General features: G+C 64.4%; 13 protein-coding genes and 1 tRNA gene. 9 read left to right on the forward strand and 5 right to left on the reverse strand.

The window, feature by feature from the left end:
• Positions 1–28: 28 nt before the first annotated feature.
• Complete coding sequence (locus IFT58_RS04140) at positions 29–523, reverse strand: hypothetical protein (RefSeq protein WP_192093990.1); 495 nt, start codon at positions 521–523, stop codon at positions 29–31.
• Between the two features lie 345 nt (positions 524–868).
• Positions 869–1,747: a 30S ribosomal protein S6--L-glutamate ligase gene (rimK, locus tag IFT58_RS04145; protein ID WP_192081519.1), complete on the reverse strand. Its 879-nt coding sequence runs from the start codon at positions 1,745–1,747 to the stop codon at positions 869–871.
• 293 nt (positions 1,748–2,040) lie between these two features.
• On the opposite strand from rimK, the gene IFT58_RS04150 reads away from it, so the two are divergent.
• Positions 2,041–5,295, forward strand: coding sequence for a transporter substrate-binding domain-containing protein (locus tag IFT58_RS04150; RefSeq protein WP_192093991.1), 3,255 nt, complete (start codon positions 2,041–2,043; stop codon positions 5,293–5,295).
• Positions 5,296–5,609: 314 nt separating this feature from the next.
• On the opposite strand, the gene IFT58_RS04155 is transcribed toward IFT58_RS04150, so the two are convergent.
• A tRNA-Gly gene (locus tag IFT58_RS04155) sits at positions 5,610–5,683 on the reverse strand.
• A gap of 198 nt (positions 5,684–5,881) precedes the next feature.
• Positions 5,882–7,696: an autotransporter domain-containing protein gene (locus IFT58_RS04160; RefSeq protein ID WP_192093992.1), complete on the reverse strand. Its 1,815-nt coding sequence runs from the start codon at positions 7,694–7,696 to the stop codon at positions 5,882–5,884.
• 187 nt (positions 7,697–7,883) lie between these two features.
• Here IFT58_RS04160 and thiS point away from each other — a divergent pair, with 187 nt between their 5' ends.
• From thiS to IFT58_RS04180, 4 genes are all read left to right on the forward strand, one after another.
• Positions 7,884–8,084, forward strand: a complete 201-nt coding sequence (thiS, locus tag IFT58_RS04165) for a sulfur carrier protein ThiS (RefSeq protein WP_192093993.1) — start codon at positions 7,884–7,886, stop codon at positions 8,082–8,084.
• A gap of 61 nt (positions 8,085–8,145) precedes the next feature.
• Positions 8,146–8,940: a thiazole synthase gene (locus IFT58_RS04170; RefSeq protein WP_188326352.1), complete on the forward strand. Its 795-nt coding sequence runs from the start codon at positions 8,146–8,148 to the stop codon at positions 8,938–8,940.
• Entirely contained in the window at positions 8,940–9,674 is a 735-nt protein-coding gene (trmB, locus tag IFT58_RS04175; protein ID WP_192081523.1) for a tRNA (guanosine(46)-N7)-methyltransferase TrmB, read from the forward strand. Before IFT58_RS04170 ends, trmB begins: the two co-directional genes overlap by 1 nt.
• 39 nt (positions 9,675–9,713) lie before the next feature.
• The gene (locus IFT58_RS04180; protein ID WP_188326350.1) at positions 9,714–11,561 is read left to right on the forward strand and encodes an SLC13 family permease; all 1,848 of its coding nucleotides are present in this window, start codon (positions 9,714–9,716) and stop codon (positions 11,559–11,561) included.
• A 251-nt stretch (positions 11,562–11,812) separates the two neighbouring features.
• On the opposite strand, the gene IFT58_RS04185 is transcribed toward IFT58_RS04180, so the two are convergent.
• Positions 11,813–12,145, reverse strand: a complete 333-nt coding sequence (locus tag IFT58_RS04185; protein ID WP_192093994.1) for a Rieske 2Fe-2S domain-containing protein — start codon at positions 12,143–12,145, stop codon at positions 11,813–11,815.
• Positions 12,146–12,327: 182 nt separating this feature from the next.
• On the opposite strand from IFT58_RS04185, the gene IFT58_RS04190 reads away from it, so the two are divergent.
• The 4 genes from IFT58_RS04190 to IFT58_RS04205 all read left to right on the forward strand — a co-directional run bounded on the left by IFT58_RS04190 (position 12,328) and on the right by IFT58_RS04205 (position 15,448).
• Positions 12,328–12,603 carry a hypothetical protein gene (locus IFT58_RS04190; RefSeq protein WP_192093995.1) on the forward strand — a complete coding sequence of 92 codons (276 nt, stop codon included), beginning with the start codon at positions 12,328–12,330 and terminating at the stop codon, positions 12,601–12,603.
• Between the two features lie 109 nt (positions 12,604–12,712).
• The gene (locus IFT58_RS04195) at positions 12,713–13,420 is read left to right on the forward strand and encodes a fumarylacetoacetate hydrolase family protein (protein ID WP_192081526.1); all 708 of its coding nucleotides are present in this window, start codon (positions 12,713–12,715) and stop codon (positions 13,418–13,420) included.
• A gap of 52 nt (positions 13,421–13,472) precedes the next feature.
• The gene (gene mscL, locus IFT58_RS04200; protein ID WP_188326346.1) at positions 13,473–13,877 is read left to right on the forward strand and encodes a large-conductance mechanosensitive channel protein MscL; all 405 of its coding nucleotides are present in this window, start codon (positions 13,473–13,475) and stop codon (positions 13,875–13,877) included.
• Positions 13,878–14,026: 149 nt separating this feature from the next.
• Positions 14,027–15,448 (forward strand): M28 family peptidase, encoded by a 1,422-nt coding sequence (locus IFT58_RS04205; RefSeq protein WP_192093996.1) that lies wholly within the window; start codon positions 14,027–14,029, stop codon positions 15,446–15,448.
• The last annotated feature ends 53 nt before the right edge of the window (positions 15,449–15,501 follow it).

Here is a 15,501-nt window from a genome sequence, read left to right on the forward strand (position 1 = left end):
ACGAAGGGGCGCGCAGGGCGCGTCAACGTCAGAGGTTCACGTCTTTCGGGCTGGGACGCGTCAGGGTGCTCATGTCCTTGCGGGCACGCTCGGTCGCCTCGCGCCGCTGCGCAACCGTCAGGCAAAGGCGTTCGGGGCGGTTGGTGCCGGTGGCGCGCTCGCGGCGGCAGACCATGCGGCTGTCGGCATGGGCGCGGCCGAGGATGGTGTTGACCACCGCTTCGTCATTGAGCACTTCCGTGCGTGCCTGCGGATTGAGCTGCTCCACGGTGTCGTTGTCGCCAAGGCGGACGCGGATGCGGTTGATGGCGGCGCTGACCTTGCTCTTTTCATCCAAGGTGATTTCGCTGTACCGCTCGCTGTGGAGCGCGCGTTCGACCGCGCTGAGCTGCTCCTTGGCCGGCACGTTCAGGTCCAGCTGGACGGGGGCGGCGTCGTTCTGCTTCGGGGATTCCGCGTAAGCAGTGGTGCTGCAGGCCATGCCCAGCGCAGCCATCAAGACCGCCTTCTGCCACGATTTCATACCCGTCACCTCCATGAATGAAAAGAGACTGTACGAGGCATGTGACGACGGAATCAAGGGCGCACTGGCCCTTACTGCACGTCAGATAAAAAAAAGCCCGGGCGAACACGCCCGGGCCTTAAAATTTCATATCCCGATACCGATCCTGCTGATGAGGCAGAGCTGCGGTAGGAAGGAGATTACGACACGCGCAATTAAAGGGTCGTTAAACGGGACCCTAGGCTTTCGGAATCACAGGAAGTCTTTTTATTTCAAAGGGTTATATAAGCAACCTGCAGGCGGGCGCTTGTGGGGGCTTTCCGCCGAGCGTGGCTCGGCGCTACCGGACTGACGGCATCGACGGCGCTAGCGGCTGACGATCTTTTCGACGTGGGCGATGATGCGACCTGCGATGTCGACGTTGCAGGCGCCTTCCACGCCCTCCAGGCCGGGGGTGGAGTTCACTTCCAGCACCAGCGGCCCGCGTGCGGAGCGGATCAGATCCACGCCGGCCACGCTCAGGCCCAGCGCCTTGGCCGATCGCACCGCCATCTGCGCCTCGGCCCGGCTGGCCTTGGCCGGATGCGCGCTGCCGCCGGCATGCAGGTTGGAGCGGAAATCACCCTCTGGTGCCTGCCGCTGCATGGCGGCCACGACGTGATCGCCCACCACCAGGCAGCGCAGGTCGGCCCCTTGGGCCTCGCCGATGAACTCCTGCATCAGGAAGTTGGCATACAGGCCGCGCAAGGCCTCGACGATGCCGCGCGAGGCGCTGGCCTTTTCGGTCAGGATCACCCCCCGCCCCTGGGTGCCCTCGTTGAGCTTCACCACATGCGGCGGCGGGCCGAGCATGGACAGCAGGTCCACGGTGTCATCCGGGTTGTCGCCGAACACCGTCACCGGCATGTCGATGCCCTTGGCAGCCAGCAGCTGGTGCGCACGCAGCTTGTCGCGCGAGCGCAGGATCGCATCGGACGGATTAGGGGTGCGGGCGCCCATCAGCTCGAACTGGCGCAGCACGGCCGTACCGTAGCGGGTGACCGAGGCACCGATCCGCGGGATGACCGCATCCACCCCGGTCATCGGCTTCCCCTTGTAATGCATGGTGAAGCCGTCGGCGGCGATCCGCATGTAGCAGCGCAGCGGATCAAGCACGCGTACGGTGTGGCCGCGGCTGCGACCGGCCTCTACCAGGCGCCGGGTGGAATACAGCTTGCTGTTGCGCGAAAGGATGGCGAGTTTCATCGGAGCCGGGCCGTGCAGAAGCGCGCAGCATAGCGTGTGCGCGGTGACGATGCCCGGCGGTCGAGCACGGGCGACCGGACGCTGATCCAGCTCTCGCCCTCGCTCCGATCTCAGCGTCCTCAGGGCCATAAATGGGCCTCGCTGCCATGCATTATGCGGATCACTCCACTGCCCTTGCCGGGTCCACCTTCACAGCACACACCAATGAGGTGGCGGCACTGCCCATCATCCATCGACACGCCATTTTCTCATTGTCTTCATTAAGCTGAGTTGGTTGTACGACCTGAGGGAGGATGATGCGTCTTGGCATGGTGTTCGGATGGCTGCTGGCAACGTGTTGCGCTGCCAGCAGCACGCTGTCCCATGCTCAGGCACCTGAGCTGCCGCTGACGCCGGAACAACGTGCGTGGCTGCATGCCCATCCGGTCATCCGGGTCGGTGTTTATGACAACGATTGGTTGCCCTTTGAGAAAGTCGAAAACGCTCGGCTTTCCGGCTTCGCTCCAGAGACATTGCAGGCCGCAGCGACCGCACTTGGCGTGAGCCTGGAGCCCAGGACCTATCCTGGCTGGGAGGCGGTGCTTCAGGCTGCCTGCGCAGGCGACATCGACGTGGTCATGGACGTGCAGCTCACGTCCGCGCGCACCCGCTGCATGGTGTTCACGCAGAAATTTGCCACGGCTCCCCTGGGCATAACGGCGCGCTCCAGTGATCGCCGGTCCATCACCAGCCTCGACCTGGTTGGTCTACGGATAGCGGTTGAAGATGATCAGGTCACAGCCGTCGGCGTCCGGGATCGCTATCCCCGCGCTCAGATCGTGCCTGCCAGCGGAACGCTGGCCGCCTTGAAGAGCGTGGTGCTTGAGGACGCCGACCTCTATATCGGCAACGCGTACGTCATACAGCACTTGACCAAGCAGGAACCACTGCGCGGACTGACCCTGCTGCAGCGTCCCGACGTTCCCCCCATGAATCTCTACTTCGGCGTTCCAAATGATGCTCAGCCGTTTGCTGAAGCCTTGGACGTGGCACTCAATTCGCTGCCAGAAGCGACGCGTGTTGCGCTGCGCGTGAAGTGGCTCACGCCCTTGGAATGGGCCGTCAACACGGGCATACGGTTTTCTCCTGAAGAGACAAAGGTCCTCTCTCAGCCCATAAGGTTGGGCGTTCCGCTGAATTGGGAACCCATCGCTTTTCGCGACAAGCAGGGCAAACCGTCAGGGATTGCCGGAGATTACTTGCAGCGATTCGTGGAAGCCGGCGCCAGGAATCTGCAGATCGTGGAATTCGAGGAGGGCGAGGCGCTGCAGCGGGCAATGCGGGACAGGACGATAGATGCGGCACTGGCCGTCCCCATGACCAACGCGGCGGCAAACGCGGGCTGGCGTTTCAGCGAGCCGTTCATCACCATTCCAAATGTCATCCTTACCCACGTTGGCGCACCCAGAGTCATTGACCTGCGCGATCTCAACCACCGGCGGGTCGTGCTGTCCGAGCCAGACAGGCTTGGACCGCTAATCAAGGCGCAAGCGCCCGACGTTCGACTCATCACTGCAGCCGATGCGGCGACAGCCCTCAAGCTCCTGGACGGAGACGGTGCAGACGCCTATGTCGGAAATCTTGCTGTGGTGGATCCGTATCTCCGCGATGCGTACGCGGGGCGGCTGCAGATTGCTGCACCAGCGGGAATTGAGGACCGTTTGACGCTTGCGGCCTTTGGGAACAGCGCCGCCCTGGCCTCCGCGTTTGATCAGGTTGTCGGCAATGTGGCTGCGGGAGAACGGGAACGCATTCGAAACGATTGGCTGGGCGTTGGCGACCAACCGGCGATCAATTGGCGGCGGGTCATGCTCTGGGCGTTGCCTGCCTTGTTGATTCTCCTCACTGGCGGCCTCGTCCACACCGTTGGCCACATGAGGCTTCGACGCGAGGTGTCCCAGCGTCGCATTGCAGAAAATCGGCTGTCCCGGGTCACCCGCAAGTTACCTGCCATCGTTTACCAGGTCCACCGCGCCCCGGATGGCACCTTCACTTTCCCCTATGTAGCTGGCGATGTCTTTTCACTTTTCGGCGTTGAGCTGTCAGACGTGCTCGAGGACGAGCGCGCACTATTCGCTCGGGTCCATCCTGATGATCAGAAGATACTGGTCGATGCAACAGAAGGTGCCGCCGCCACAGGCACAGGGTTGTCATTCCAGTTCCGGGCCCTGTCCCCGGAAGGATGGCGCTGGATTTACTCCAAGGGCGAGCTTACGGAAAACACGGAAGCCGGTACGGAGTGGAGTGGCTACTGGGTGGACGTGACCGAGTCGCACGAAGCATCGATTGCCCTGGAAGACGCTATTGCAGTCGCTGAGAAAGCCGGCAAAGCGAAGGGCGAGTTCCTGGCCACCATGAGCCACGAAATCTGCACGCCGATGAGTAGCGTAGCCGGCATGCTCGAAGTTCTTGGCCACACCGGCCTCGACCAGGAACAGAGTGCGATCCTCGCCAAGATCAATCGATCCGCGGCGGTGTTGCGCCAGTTGCTCAATGACACCTTGGACATGTCGAAGATCGAGGCAGGTGCGCTGACACTGGAATGGACCGCCGTTGATCTTGCCAATTCAGTGGACACGGTGCACGCGATGCTGGCCCCACAAGCCGCCGCCAAGGGGCTTGTCCTGTCGGCAACGCTCGCCCCTGCCGTCGCCAGCCGCGTACTGGCCGATGAACTTCGACTTCAACAGATATTGATGAATCTCACCAGCAATGCCATCAAGTTCACCGCGCACGGTGAAGTGTCCATACGTGTCGACGTCGTGGCCGATGCGGTGGGTGAGCAACGCCTGGCCTTTTCTGTCACCGACTCTGGCATCGGCATCCCTGCCGACCAGCTGGAGCGCATCTTCGAGCCTTTCACCCAGGCAGACCTTTCAACCGCACGAAAGTATGGCGGCACGGGCCTGGGCCTCAGCATCAGTCGCCGCTTGGCCGACCTGATGGGAGGCGAGCTGGAGCTTAAGAGCACGCCAGGCCAGGGAACCTGCGCCGTTCTTTCCTTGCGCCTCGCCGTGTTGACGCCAGAACCGGCCACTGCTCGGGAGGTCGCACCGTCGAACACCAGGCCAATTTCCTTGTTGCCTGCCCCGCCACCGGGACGCAGATGGCGCGTTCTGGTAGCAGAAGACGATGCCACCAGCAGGGAGATCATCCAGTGGCGGATGGGGCAACTGGGCGTGGAATGCGTCGCCGTGGAAGACGGCGCACAGGCGCTCGCGGCGTTGCGGGACGGGCGGTTCGATCTCTTGGTGACGGATTGCCAGATGCCCGTGATGGACGGCTACACGCTGGCCCGGGAAATCCGAGCGTCGGAAGGATCAGCACGCGATCTGCCCATCATCGCGCTGACCGCGAGTATCTTCCCTGACGAGATCGCGCTGAGCGCGTCTGCTGGCATTGAAGAACTGTTGCCCAAATCCGCGTCGCTCAACGAACTGGGAGAGGCCATCGCGCGCGCCCTGCGCAGTCGAACCGACGTAATACACCCGTTGCAGGGCGAACCGTAGCCGGGCGTCTGCAAGGATCTGAGCCTTGTAGACAGCGCCCTGCGTTCGCTGGACCAGTACGACACCGAACATTGCGGCGAACCTGCCAAGGCAGGCCGCTGCCCCCTGAGCCGCAATGCAGCAGGCAGTTGGATCGCGTGCACACCAGCACAGCGGATCGGCCGGCTTGGGGCGACTTTCCACACGTTCTTCTGATGCAGGCGCGCCCGCATCGGCCAGCGTATCGATCTGCGGGCGGGTGATGCGCGCTTTTCCGCATGGCATCGAATGCTGGGCATGGCCCAATCAATCACTTGCGGACTGATTTGCAACAGTGGAGCGGGTGAAGGGAATCGAACCCTCGTCAGTAGCTTGGGAAGCTACAGCTCTACCATTGAGCTACACCCGCATCGCGGAGCACAGTTTAGGCGGCGGGGTGGCATGAGCGCAATGCGCGCATGCGGTCATCTGACTGGTAGAGCCGACTTCAGTCGGCTGCACCAGCGCGTCAGAAATCCGGGCGGTGAGAGAAGCCGACTGAAGTCGGCTCTACCCATGCCCATAGCGACCCGGAATGACGGCCAGCGGCCGTCATTCCGGATCAGGGTCAGAACGCGCCGCTGACGCTGGCGAAGATGGACGTGTCCATCGCCTTCTTCTGCATCGTGGTCGCGCTCAGGCCGATGTTGCTCTGCAGGCCGAACAGTTCCATGCGCGCGCCCAGGATGGCGGTGGCGTAGTCCTTGTCGAACTTCAGGCCCGGCACGCGGTAGCTGCCCACGCCCGGCAGGCTCTGCAGGAAGGCGCTGCCGTCCTGGCGGTCTTCGAACTCGTGGTCATAGGTGATCTGCACGTACGGCTTGATGCTGCCGCCGTCCAGGCGCGCCTGCCAACCGAGGCGGCCCACGGTGGAATCAGCATCCTGGTTGTTGTAACCCAACGCGGTGCTGCTGGCGTTGCTTTCCAGATAGCCGTCCAGCTTGATCTTCTGCCAGATCACCGCGGCCACCGGGCCGTGGCGGAAGCTGCCCTCTTCACCGAACTCGTAGCCTGCGTTCAGCGCGGCGGTCAGGTTGCTGCCTTCCGGCGATCCCTTGTGCTCGCGGGTTGCCGGCCCGAGGTGCACCTTGCGGGTGACGTCGTAGTCCAGCCAGCTGTAGCTGACCTGGCCATTGACCCATGCACGCTCGCCGTACCAGCCGGCGAACAGGCCGGCCGTGGTGTCGGACTGGGTGAAATCGCCCTGGCTGTTGCCGAAGTCGGCATCCATGCGGCCGTAGCCGGCGAAGCCACCGACGACCATGCCATCACGTGCCCAGTCGATACCGAACAGGCCGGCGGGGGCCATGCCGTCGTACAGGTCGGCGTGGTCGTAGCGCTGCATGTCGCCGCGCAGGCCGCCCCACCAGGACAGGCCATCGGCCGGTGCGCCGCCCAGGTGCAGGCTGACCTGGTCAGCGCGCGAACGGCCGACGGTCTGCGCCGAATGGGTCAGCACCTGCTGCAGGCGCGGAGCTTCCAGCACGGAAATCGCGTACTGGCCAAGCATTTCGTGGGTGGCTGCAGACGGGTGGATGCCATCGGCGAATACATAGGCGGTCGCCGCGTCCGGCGCGACCAGGCTGGTCGGATTGCAGGTGACCGACGAGGCCACGGTGCAGGCCGCGTTGGTCACGTTGCGGAAGCCATAGGTGCTCGGATCCGCGACGATTTCACGCAGGATGGTGAACGTATCCAGCGGGATGAACTCAATGCCCGCCTGGGTCAGGCCGCCGTACAGGGCGTTGTTGTAGGCCGAGGCGACCGCGGTGTACTGCGCCATCGCCGCCGGGCCACCGGCACGGGCCATCGGGGTCAGGCCGATGTCCGGCAGGTTCGGCACCACCACGTACTTGGCACCGGCCGCCTGCAGGGTGCCGACAATGCCGATCTGGCTGGTCACGGCCGCGCCGATCACCGCAGGAGCCTGCGCCGGGCTGGTGATGCCCAGCAGATTGTTCGCACCGCCCCACACCGTGTACAGCGCGTTCGGATCGGCCTTGCCGCCGTTGGCCGCCAGATAGCGGCTGGCCTGGGTGGCCAGCGACGGGGTCGGGCCCAGCGGACCCACCACGTCGGTCGCCACGGTGGCGCCGCCGGCGGCGTAGTTGTCACCGGTCTGGCCGTTGCCGTTCGGGGTGGCGTTGGTACCGTAATAATCGGCCACGTGTTCGGCCCACACCCATGCCGGGTTGGTGGTGAACTTGCCGGTCACCGGTTGTACCGAAGCGGGCAGCAGCGGGCGGAAGTATCCGCTGTCGGTCAAGCTGTCGCCGATGAACACCGTGCGGTTGAAGGCCGGTTCGACCGCCATGGCCGGCAGCGCAGCGAGGGCGACTGCGGCGGCAATCAGGGTGCGGACGGGACGTTTGCTGAACAACATGTGGAACTCCTGTGGTATCAATCGCCGGCAGTACGCCAGCGCACGGTGCAATGGTTTCACTCGCGCAGCCAAAGTCACGCTGCGCCGCGACATGCATTGTCGCTTTGGGGGACCTTCAGCGACATCCCTGTCCGATGACGGGCACCACCCGCGTGCCATTGCCGGGCGCATCGGGGACAATGCCGACATGAACATCCAGCTCAATGGCGAAGCCCGCACCCTGCCCTCCGGCACCACCTTGCACGAGTTGCTGCAGCGCGAGCAGTTGCTGGAACGTCGCGTGGCGGTAGAGGTCAACAACGAGATCGTGACCCGCAGCCTGCATGCCACGCATGTGCTGGCGGACGGCGATGTGGTGGAGATCGTGCACGCGTTGGGCGGTGGGTGACGCTGACCGCTGCGCTCGCCGAGCATGGCCCGGCGCTGCCAACTAGGGGATAATCCGCGACATGATCGAACATGCCCCCTCTGATTCGCTGGTGATTGCCGGCAAGACGTACGCCTCGCGCCTGCTCACCGGCACCGGCAAGTTCAAGGATCTGGAAGAAACCCGCTTGGCCACCGAGGCCGCGGGCGCGCAGATCGTCACCGTGGCCATCCGCCGCACGAACATCGGCCAGAATCCGGGCGAACCGAACCTGCTGGACGTGCTGCCGCCGGATCGTTTCACGATCCTGCCCAACACTGCCGGCTGCTACACCGCTGAAGACGCCGTGCGCACCTGCCGGCTGGCACGCGAACTGCTGGACGGGCACAACCTGACCAAGCTGGAAGTGCTGGGTGACCAGAAGTCGCTGTACCCGGACGTGGTGGCCACGCTGAAGGCGGCCGAGATCCTGGTGAAGGACGGCTTCGAGGTGATGGTCTATACCTCCGACGACCCGATCCTGGCCAAGCGGCTGGAAGAGATCGGCTGCGCCGCGGTGATGCCGCTGGCTGCGCCCATCGGCTCGGGCCTGGGCATCCAGAACAAGTACAACCTGCTGCAGATCATCGAAGATGCCAAGGTGCCGATCATCGTGGATGCCGGGGTAGGTACCGCGTCCGATGCGGCCATTGCCATGGAGTTGGGCTGCGATGGCGTGCTGATGAACACCGCCATTGCCGGTGCCCGCCATCCGGTGCTGATGGCCAGCGCGATGCGCAAGGCCGTGGAAGCCGGCCGCGAGGCCTTCCTGGCTGGCCGCATTCCGCGCAAGCGCTACGCCAGCGCCTCTTCCCCCCTTGATGGATTGATCGGCTGATGACCGACCCGTTTTCCAGTACCGGCTCCAAGGCGCCCGCCAAGCCGTTCACCGTGCACGAAGGCCGCCGCGAGATCCGCAGTTTCGTGCTACGCCAAGGTCGTTTCACCCCGGCCCAGCAGCGCGCGTTCGATGACCGCTGGCCGCGTTTCGGCCTGGACTTCACTGGTGAAGTCCGCGACCTGGCCACCACCTTCGGACGCGATGCGCACAAGGTGCTCGAGATCGGTTTCGGCAATGGCGTTGCCCTGCGTTTCGCTGCGCAGCAGGACGCCAGCCGCGATTACATCGGCATCGAAGTGCATGCGCCGGGTGTCGGCCGCCTGCTCAACGCGCTGGCTGACGACGATGTGGACAACGTCCGCCTGTACCACCACGACGCCGTGGAAGTGCTGGAGAAGGAAATCGCCGATGGCGCGCTCGATGAGGTGCGCATCTATTTCCCGGATCCGTGGCACAAGAAGCGCCATAACAAGCGTCGCCTGGTGCAGCCGGCCTTCGCCGACCTGCTGGTGCGCAAGCTGCGTCCAGGTGGCCGCCTGCATTGCGCGACCGATTGGGAAGACTACGCCGAGCAGATGTGGGACGTGCTTGACGCGACCGATGGGCTGGTCAACCGTGCCGGTGCGCGCGGCCATGTACCGCGCCCGGAATGGCGGCCGCAGACCCATTTCGAAACCCGTGGCCAGAAGCTGGGGCACGGCGTTTGGGATCTGTTGTACGACCGCACGTAAAGATCCACCCTTCCCCACGCTGACCGGAACGCGTCCCCCATGGAAACCGCGCTGACGCTGACAACCGACATGAAGCTCGTCCTCGGGCTGGTCGGTTTCACGATGGCGATGTTCCTGTTCGACCGCATCCGCGCCGATGTGGTGGCGCTGGTGGTGCTGGTCGTGCTGGGCGTCACCGGCCTGATCGCCCCGGAAGAAATCTTCGCCGGCTTCTCCGGTAACGCGGTGATGAGCATCATCGCCACGACCATCCTCGGCGCGGGCTTGGACCGCACCGGCGCATTGAACCGACTGGCGGCGTGGCTGCTGCGGCGCGGCCATGGGGTGGAGCAGCGCCTGCTGTTGATGACCACGGCCATTTCCGGCTTGAACTCGTCCTTCATGCAGAACCCGTCGGTGATGGCGCTGTACCTGCCGGTGGCCTCGCGCCTGGCCGCACGCACCGGGTTGACCCTGCAGCGGCTGCTGCTGCCGATCGCCGCGGCCATCGTGATGGGCGGCGCGCTGACCATGGTGGGCAACTCGCCGCTGATCCTGCTCAACGATCTGCTGGCATCGGCCAACAACAACCTGCCCTCCGGCCTGGCCACCATCGAGCCGCTGCGGATGTTCGCGCCGCTGCCGATCGGTGTCGCGCTGCTGATCGCCTCGCTGCTGTACTTCCACTTCTACGGCAACCGCAAGCTGGTGGAAGAAGAAACGCTGGCCAATGACGGGGTCACGCCGGCGCGCACGGAGAGCTACTTCGCCAAGACCTACGGCATCGAAGGCGATGTCTTCGAGCTGGTCGTCAGCGCCGAAAGTCCGATGGTCGGCATGACCCTGGGCGAAGCCGAAACCCTGCACGATGCCCCGCTGCTGCTGGCGTTGAAGACCGGCAACGACACCCGCTTGGCACCGCCGGCCGAGATGCGCATCTGGGTGGGCAGCGTGATCGGGGTGATGGGCTCGCGGCGGCTGGTCAGTGACTTCGCGCAGAACCAGTTCCTGCGCATGTCCTCCCGATTGAAGCACCTTGGCGATCTGTTCAATCCCAGCCGCGCCGGCATTTCCGAAGCGGTGGTACCGCCGACCTCCGATGTGATCGGCAAGAGCGCGGCCGAGCTGCGCCTGCGCAAGGAGCGCGGCCTGAGCCTGCTGGCGATCAACCGCGACAAGCAGGTGATCCGCGAGGACGTACGCAAGGTGCAGCTGCGCGCCGGCGACATGCTGGTCTTCCACAGCATCTGGACCGATCTGGCGCAGGCCGCCCGCGGACGCGATTTCGTCATTGTCACCGACTATCCCAAGGGCGAGCAGCGGCCACACAAGTTCAAGCTGGCGATGACCATCTTCGCGCTGACCATCCTGATCGCGCTGACATCCAACCTGCCGGTGGCGCTGACCCTGATGACCGGCGTGGCCGGCATGTTGCTGACCGGCGTGCTGCGGATGGACGAAGCCTACGCATCGATCAACTGGAAGACGGTATTCATGATGGCCGGGCTGATTCCGCTCGGCTGGGCGATGGATTCCAGCGGCGCAGCGGCCTGGGTGGCCGGGCATACGATCGACAAACTGCCCGAGGGCATCCCGGTGTGGGTGCTGGAAGTGGCGCTGGCGTTGCTGACGACCGCGTTCTCGCTGGTGATCAGCCACGTGGGCGCGACCATCGTGATGGTGCCCATCGCGGTCAATCTTGCATTGGCGGCAGGGGGCAACCCGACCGCGTTTGCGCTGATCGTGGCGTTGTCTGCGTCTAACAACCTGATGACCGCGTCGAACCCGGTGATCTCGATGGTCATGGGACCGGCCAATTACACCCCGCGCGAGCTGTGGCGCGTGGGAGGGCCGCTGTCGTTGATCTATACGATGGTGGTGGTGGCGATGATCAACATCATGTTCTGAGCCGGATTGGGGTTGCGGGCTTGGGGTCGGCTGTTGGCTGGGGGAGGGCTGGCTGCTGGCTGCTGGCTGCTGGGGGCTTTGGCTGGGGGGAGCTGGTGGTAGAGCCGACTTCAGTCGGCTGCCGTTGTGGAAGCCGACTGAAGTCGGCTCTACCTCGGTTGCTGTTGGGAGCCGACTGAAGTCGGCTCTACCCCTGCTGTTGGAAGCCGACTGAAGTCGGCTCTACCGTGCGGGCGGGCGCGCCGGGCGGTTCATGCCAGGAAGACATGTCCGTCGCGCACCTGCACGGCAACCGCGCGCAATCGATCACCCTTGCACGGCCCTGCTACGCATTGCCCGCTGTCCAGCGCGAACGAGGCCCCATGCGCCGCGCAGACCAGGTGTCCTTCCCGGCTTTTCAGGAATTGGCCGGGGGCCCAGTCCAGCCGCCGCCCTGCATGCGGGCAGATATTGAGGAACCCCCGCACGCTGTCGCCTTCGCGATACAGCACCAGCGACTCGGCATCCCCGTCGATCACCACCTCGGCCTCGGCGAAGCCACCCTCGGTGATCTTGTCGACTGCGATGAGCGCTTGGTCGGTCATTTCTGACTCTGCATCGGGGAAAGCATTGATTGTCGCACGCCTGTCCACTTGGCTGGCTGTTACATGAATGCAAGTCATTGATCTGTAATGAACGCGCGGCGTACTTAACGATTTTTTCACTCATGCGCCGAAGCATCACCCTGATACTGGTTGTTCGCTGATTTCAGCCAAGTGAGTTACCCATGAGCAACCGCACCTTCCAATTCGGCCAGTTCCGCACTCTGTTTGCACCGCGCAAGCCGCGTCACCCGCTGGTGCGCGTTGCGGTGGGTCTGCTTGGGGTCGCCATTCTGGGTGTGATGGTGTTCGTGGGTGTCTTCGTCGGTGCAGCAATGATCCTTGCCGGTTTGGCTTGGAAGCTGCTGGCCCAGCGCAAGGCGCCCACCCGCGTGGCCGATGCCACCGTGGTGGAAGGCGAGTACCGCGTGGTCCGCAAGCCTGCGCTGCCGACCCACTGACAGGCCACTCCGCTCGATAAGGCATGGCGTAGCGCTGCCGCTCCCAGCAGGCGCCACGTTCGCCGGGCGCGGCGCTACACTGCGACGACCTGATCGTTAGGACGCGCGCATGACTGATGTAATTCCCGCCCATCCTGTTCCCCGTATCCCGGTTGTCGGTGGCGGCACGTTCCCCGTACACCGCATCTATTGCGTAGGGCGCAACTTCGCCGACCACGCAAAGGAAATGGGCGCCGCCGTTCCCGATGCCGCGGCGCGGGGTCGGCCGATGTTCTTCAGCAAGCCTGCCGACGCCATCGTGGTCGGCCACGATGATGTCATCCCCTACCCGCCTGCCACGTCCGACCTTCACCACGAAGTAGAGCTGGTCGTTGCCATCGGCAGCGATGCGCCGGAAGGCGTGCTGCCCATCGAGCAGGCGCAGGCATTGGTGTACGGCTATGCCGTGGGCCTGGACCTGACCCGTCGTGACCTGCAGGCCGCGGCCAAGCAGAAAGGTCACCCGTGGGACACCGCGAAAGGCTTCGATGCCTCGGCGCCGATCAGCGAGATCGTGCATGCCGGTGAAGTCGGTGACCTCGCCGCGCTGAACCTGTCGCTGGAAATCAACGGCGAGGTACGCCAGCAATCGCTGCTGGACCAGATGATCTGGAGCGTCCCGGAAATTCTGCATGAGCTGTCGCAGCTGTGGCGGCTGCGCGCAGGCGACCTGGTATTCATGGGGACGCCGTCCGGCGTGGCCGCATTGAAACCCGGTGATCGTTTCAGTGCACGATTGGAAAATGTCGGCGAACGCCATGGCGTCATCGCCGGCTGACATTGCCTGCGATAGGATTTTTCGCATTCAGCCCCCCTATCAGGAGATCTCCATGGGATTCATCAGTGAGTTCAAGGAATTCGCAACGCGTGGCAACGTCATCGATCTCGCCGTCGGTGTTGTCATCGGTGCGGCCTTCGGCAAGATCGTTACCGCATTGGTCGAGAAGATCATCATGCCGCCACTGGGCTGGGTGATCGGCCAGGTTGATTTCTCCGACCTGGCGTGGACCTTGGCGCCGGCTCGCTTGGCGGCTGACGGGACGGAGATCCCGGCCGTGGTGATCGGCTACGGTGATTTCATCAATACCCTGATCCAGTTCGTGATCGTGGCGTTTGCCATCTTCCTGGTCGTGAAGTTCATCAACCGTATGTCGAAGAAGAAGGAAGCCGCGCCCAAGGGCCCGTCCGAAGAAGTGCTGCTGCTGCGCGAAATCCGCGACAACCTGAAGCACTGATCGCGGCACACGGCCAGGCCCGTCCTCCCGCCGGAGCGGACCTGGCCCTTTTCCTCATCTGGCCATTTCCCATGGCCATGACCTAGGGCCCATGCGCGGGGCGGCGGCACTGCTAAGCTCGGACGCTTATGCCCCTGCTGGAGTCGTCCATGCGTCGCCGCGTCCTTGCCCTCGCCTCTTCCCTTGCCCTGCTCGCGTCACCGGCCTTCGCCGCGCCGCATACCACCACGCTGGCCCCCACCTCGCTGGGTACCGCTGCTGAACTGCGGGAGCAGGCCCTGGCCGACGACACCGGCTGGAAAGTGGTGGAATCGCTGACGACCGAGATCGGTCCGCGCATTGCCGGCAGTGAGGCAGACGCGCGCGCCGTCGCCTGGGCCGAAGCCAAATTCAAGGCACTCGGCTTTGACAAGGTGTGGAAGGAACCGGTGACGTTCCCGAAATGGGAGCGCCGCAGTGAGCACGCAGCGGTGGTGGGCGCGCACGCACAGCCTTTGACGATTACCGCCCTCGGCGGCAGCCCGGGCGGCAAGGTGCAGGCCGAGGTGGTGCGCTTCGCTGATCTGGCCGCGCTGCAGGCCGCGCCCGCAGGATCGCTGCAGGGCAAGATCGCCTTCGTCGATTACCAGATGCTGCCGTTCCGCGACGGCCGCGATTACGGTCGTGGCGGCGCCATCCGCAGCAAGGGGCCGTCCGAGGCCATTCGCAAGGGCGCGGTCGGCTTCCTGATGCGCTCCGCCGGTACCGATTCGCACCGTGTGCCGCATACCGGCATCACCCGCTATGACGATGGCCTGCAGCCGGTCCCTTCGGCGGCATTGTCGGTGCCTGACGCCGACCAGTTGGCACGTCTGGTTGCACGGGGCAGCACCACGGTCAGCCTGGCGCTGGACTGCGGCTGGGATGGAACGGCGACCTCGTACAACGTCATCGGCGAAATAACCGGGCGCTCGCTGCCGAAGGAAGTGGTCGTCATCGGGGGCCATCTGGATTCCTGGGATCTGGGCACCGGCGCGGTGGACGACGGCGCTGGCGTCGGCATCACCATGGCCGCCGGGCACTTGATCGGCCAGTTGAAGCAGGCACCGAAGCGCAGCATCCGCGTCGTCGCGTTTGCCAATGAAGAACAGGGTCTTTACGGCGGCAAGGCGTATGCCGAGGCGCACGCGAAGGATGTCGTGCGGCACCAGTTGGCTGCCGAGAGTGACTTCGGCGCTGGCCGCATCTACGCCTTCAACACCGGTTCGCCGAACCCGGACGCCTCGCGCGATGCCACGCGGCAGATTGCCGAGGTGCTGAAGCCGCTGGGTATCGAGTACGCCGCCGACAAGGGCGGCCCGGGTCCAGACATCGGCCCGCTTGCGGCCAAGGGCGGCGCATGGGCTTGGCTGGCGCAGGACGGGACGGACTATTTCGACCTGCACCACACGGCCGACGATACGTTGGACAAGATCGACCCCAAGGCATTGGCGCAGAACGTCGCGGCGTACACGGTGATGGCCTATCTTGCCGCCGATGCCGACGGCACATTCGGCAGCGAAGCCAAGGCCACCGTTCCGCCGAACGAGTGATCCACCGGACCACGCAGCCCCCCGGTAGCGCCGACCCATGGTCGGCGAGCGCA

This window comes from Stenotrophomonas sp. CFBP 13718 (assembly GCF_014842145.1).
In the GTDB taxonomy this organism is placed as follows: domain Bacteria; phylum Pseudomonadota; class Gammaproteobacteria; order Xanthomonadales; family Xanthomonadaceae; genus Stenotrophomonas.

Bases quoted from the DNA above. Each gene is read 5' to 3' on its own strand.
- IFT58_RS04205 (WP_192093996.1), top strand. From the start codon at position 14,027: ATGCGTCGCCGCGTCCTTGCCCTCGCCTCTTCCCTTGCCCTGCTCGCG.
- IFT58_RS04180 (WP_188326350.1), top strand. From the start codon at position 9,714: ATGGAAACCGCGCTGACGCTGACAACCGACATGAAGCTCGTCCTCGGG.
- IFT58_RS04150 (WP_192093991.1), top strand. From the start codon at position 2,041: ATGATGCGTCTTGGCATGGTGTTCGGATGGCTGCTGGCAACGTGTTGC.
- IFT58_RS04140 (WP_192093990.1), bottom strand. From the start codon at position 523: ATGAAATCGTGGCAGAAGGCGGTCTTGATGGCTGCGCTGGGCATGGCC.
- thiS (WP_192093993.1), top strand. From the start codon at position 7,884: ATGAACATCCAGCTCAATGGCGAAGCCCGCACCCTGCCCTCCGGCACC.
- IFT58_RS04160 (WP_192093992.1), bottom strand. From the start codon at position 7,696: ATGTTGTTCAGCAAACGTCCCGTCCGCACCCTGATTGCCGCCGCAGTC.
- IFT58_RS04170 (WP_188326352.1), top strand. From the start codon at position 8,146: ATGATCGAACATGCCCCCTCTGATTCGCTGGTGATTGCCGGCAAGACG.
- IFT58_RS04190 (WP_192093995.1), top strand. From the start codon at position 12,328: ATGAGCAACCGCACCTTCCAATTCGGCCAGTTCCGCACTCTGTTTGCA.
- trmB (WP_192081523.1), top strand. From the start codon at position 8,940: ATGACCGACCCGTTTTCCAGTACCGGCTCCAAGGCGCCCGCCAAGCCG.
- mscL (WP_188326346.1), top strand. From the start codon at position 13,473: ATGGGATTCATCAGTGAGTTCAAGGAATTCGCAACGCGTGGCAACGTC.
- IFT58_RS04195 (WP_192081526.1), top strand. From the start codon at position 12,713: ATGACTGATGTAATTCCCGCCCATCCTGTTCCCCGTATCCCGGTTGTC.
- IFT58_RS04185 (WP_192093994.1), bottom strand. From the start codon at position 12,145: ATGACCGACCAAGCGCTCATCGCAGTCGACAAGATCACCGAGGGTGGC.
- rimK (WP_192081519.1), bottom strand. From the start codon at position 1,747: ATGAAACTCGCCATCCTTTCGCGCAACAGCAAGCTGTATTCCACCCGG.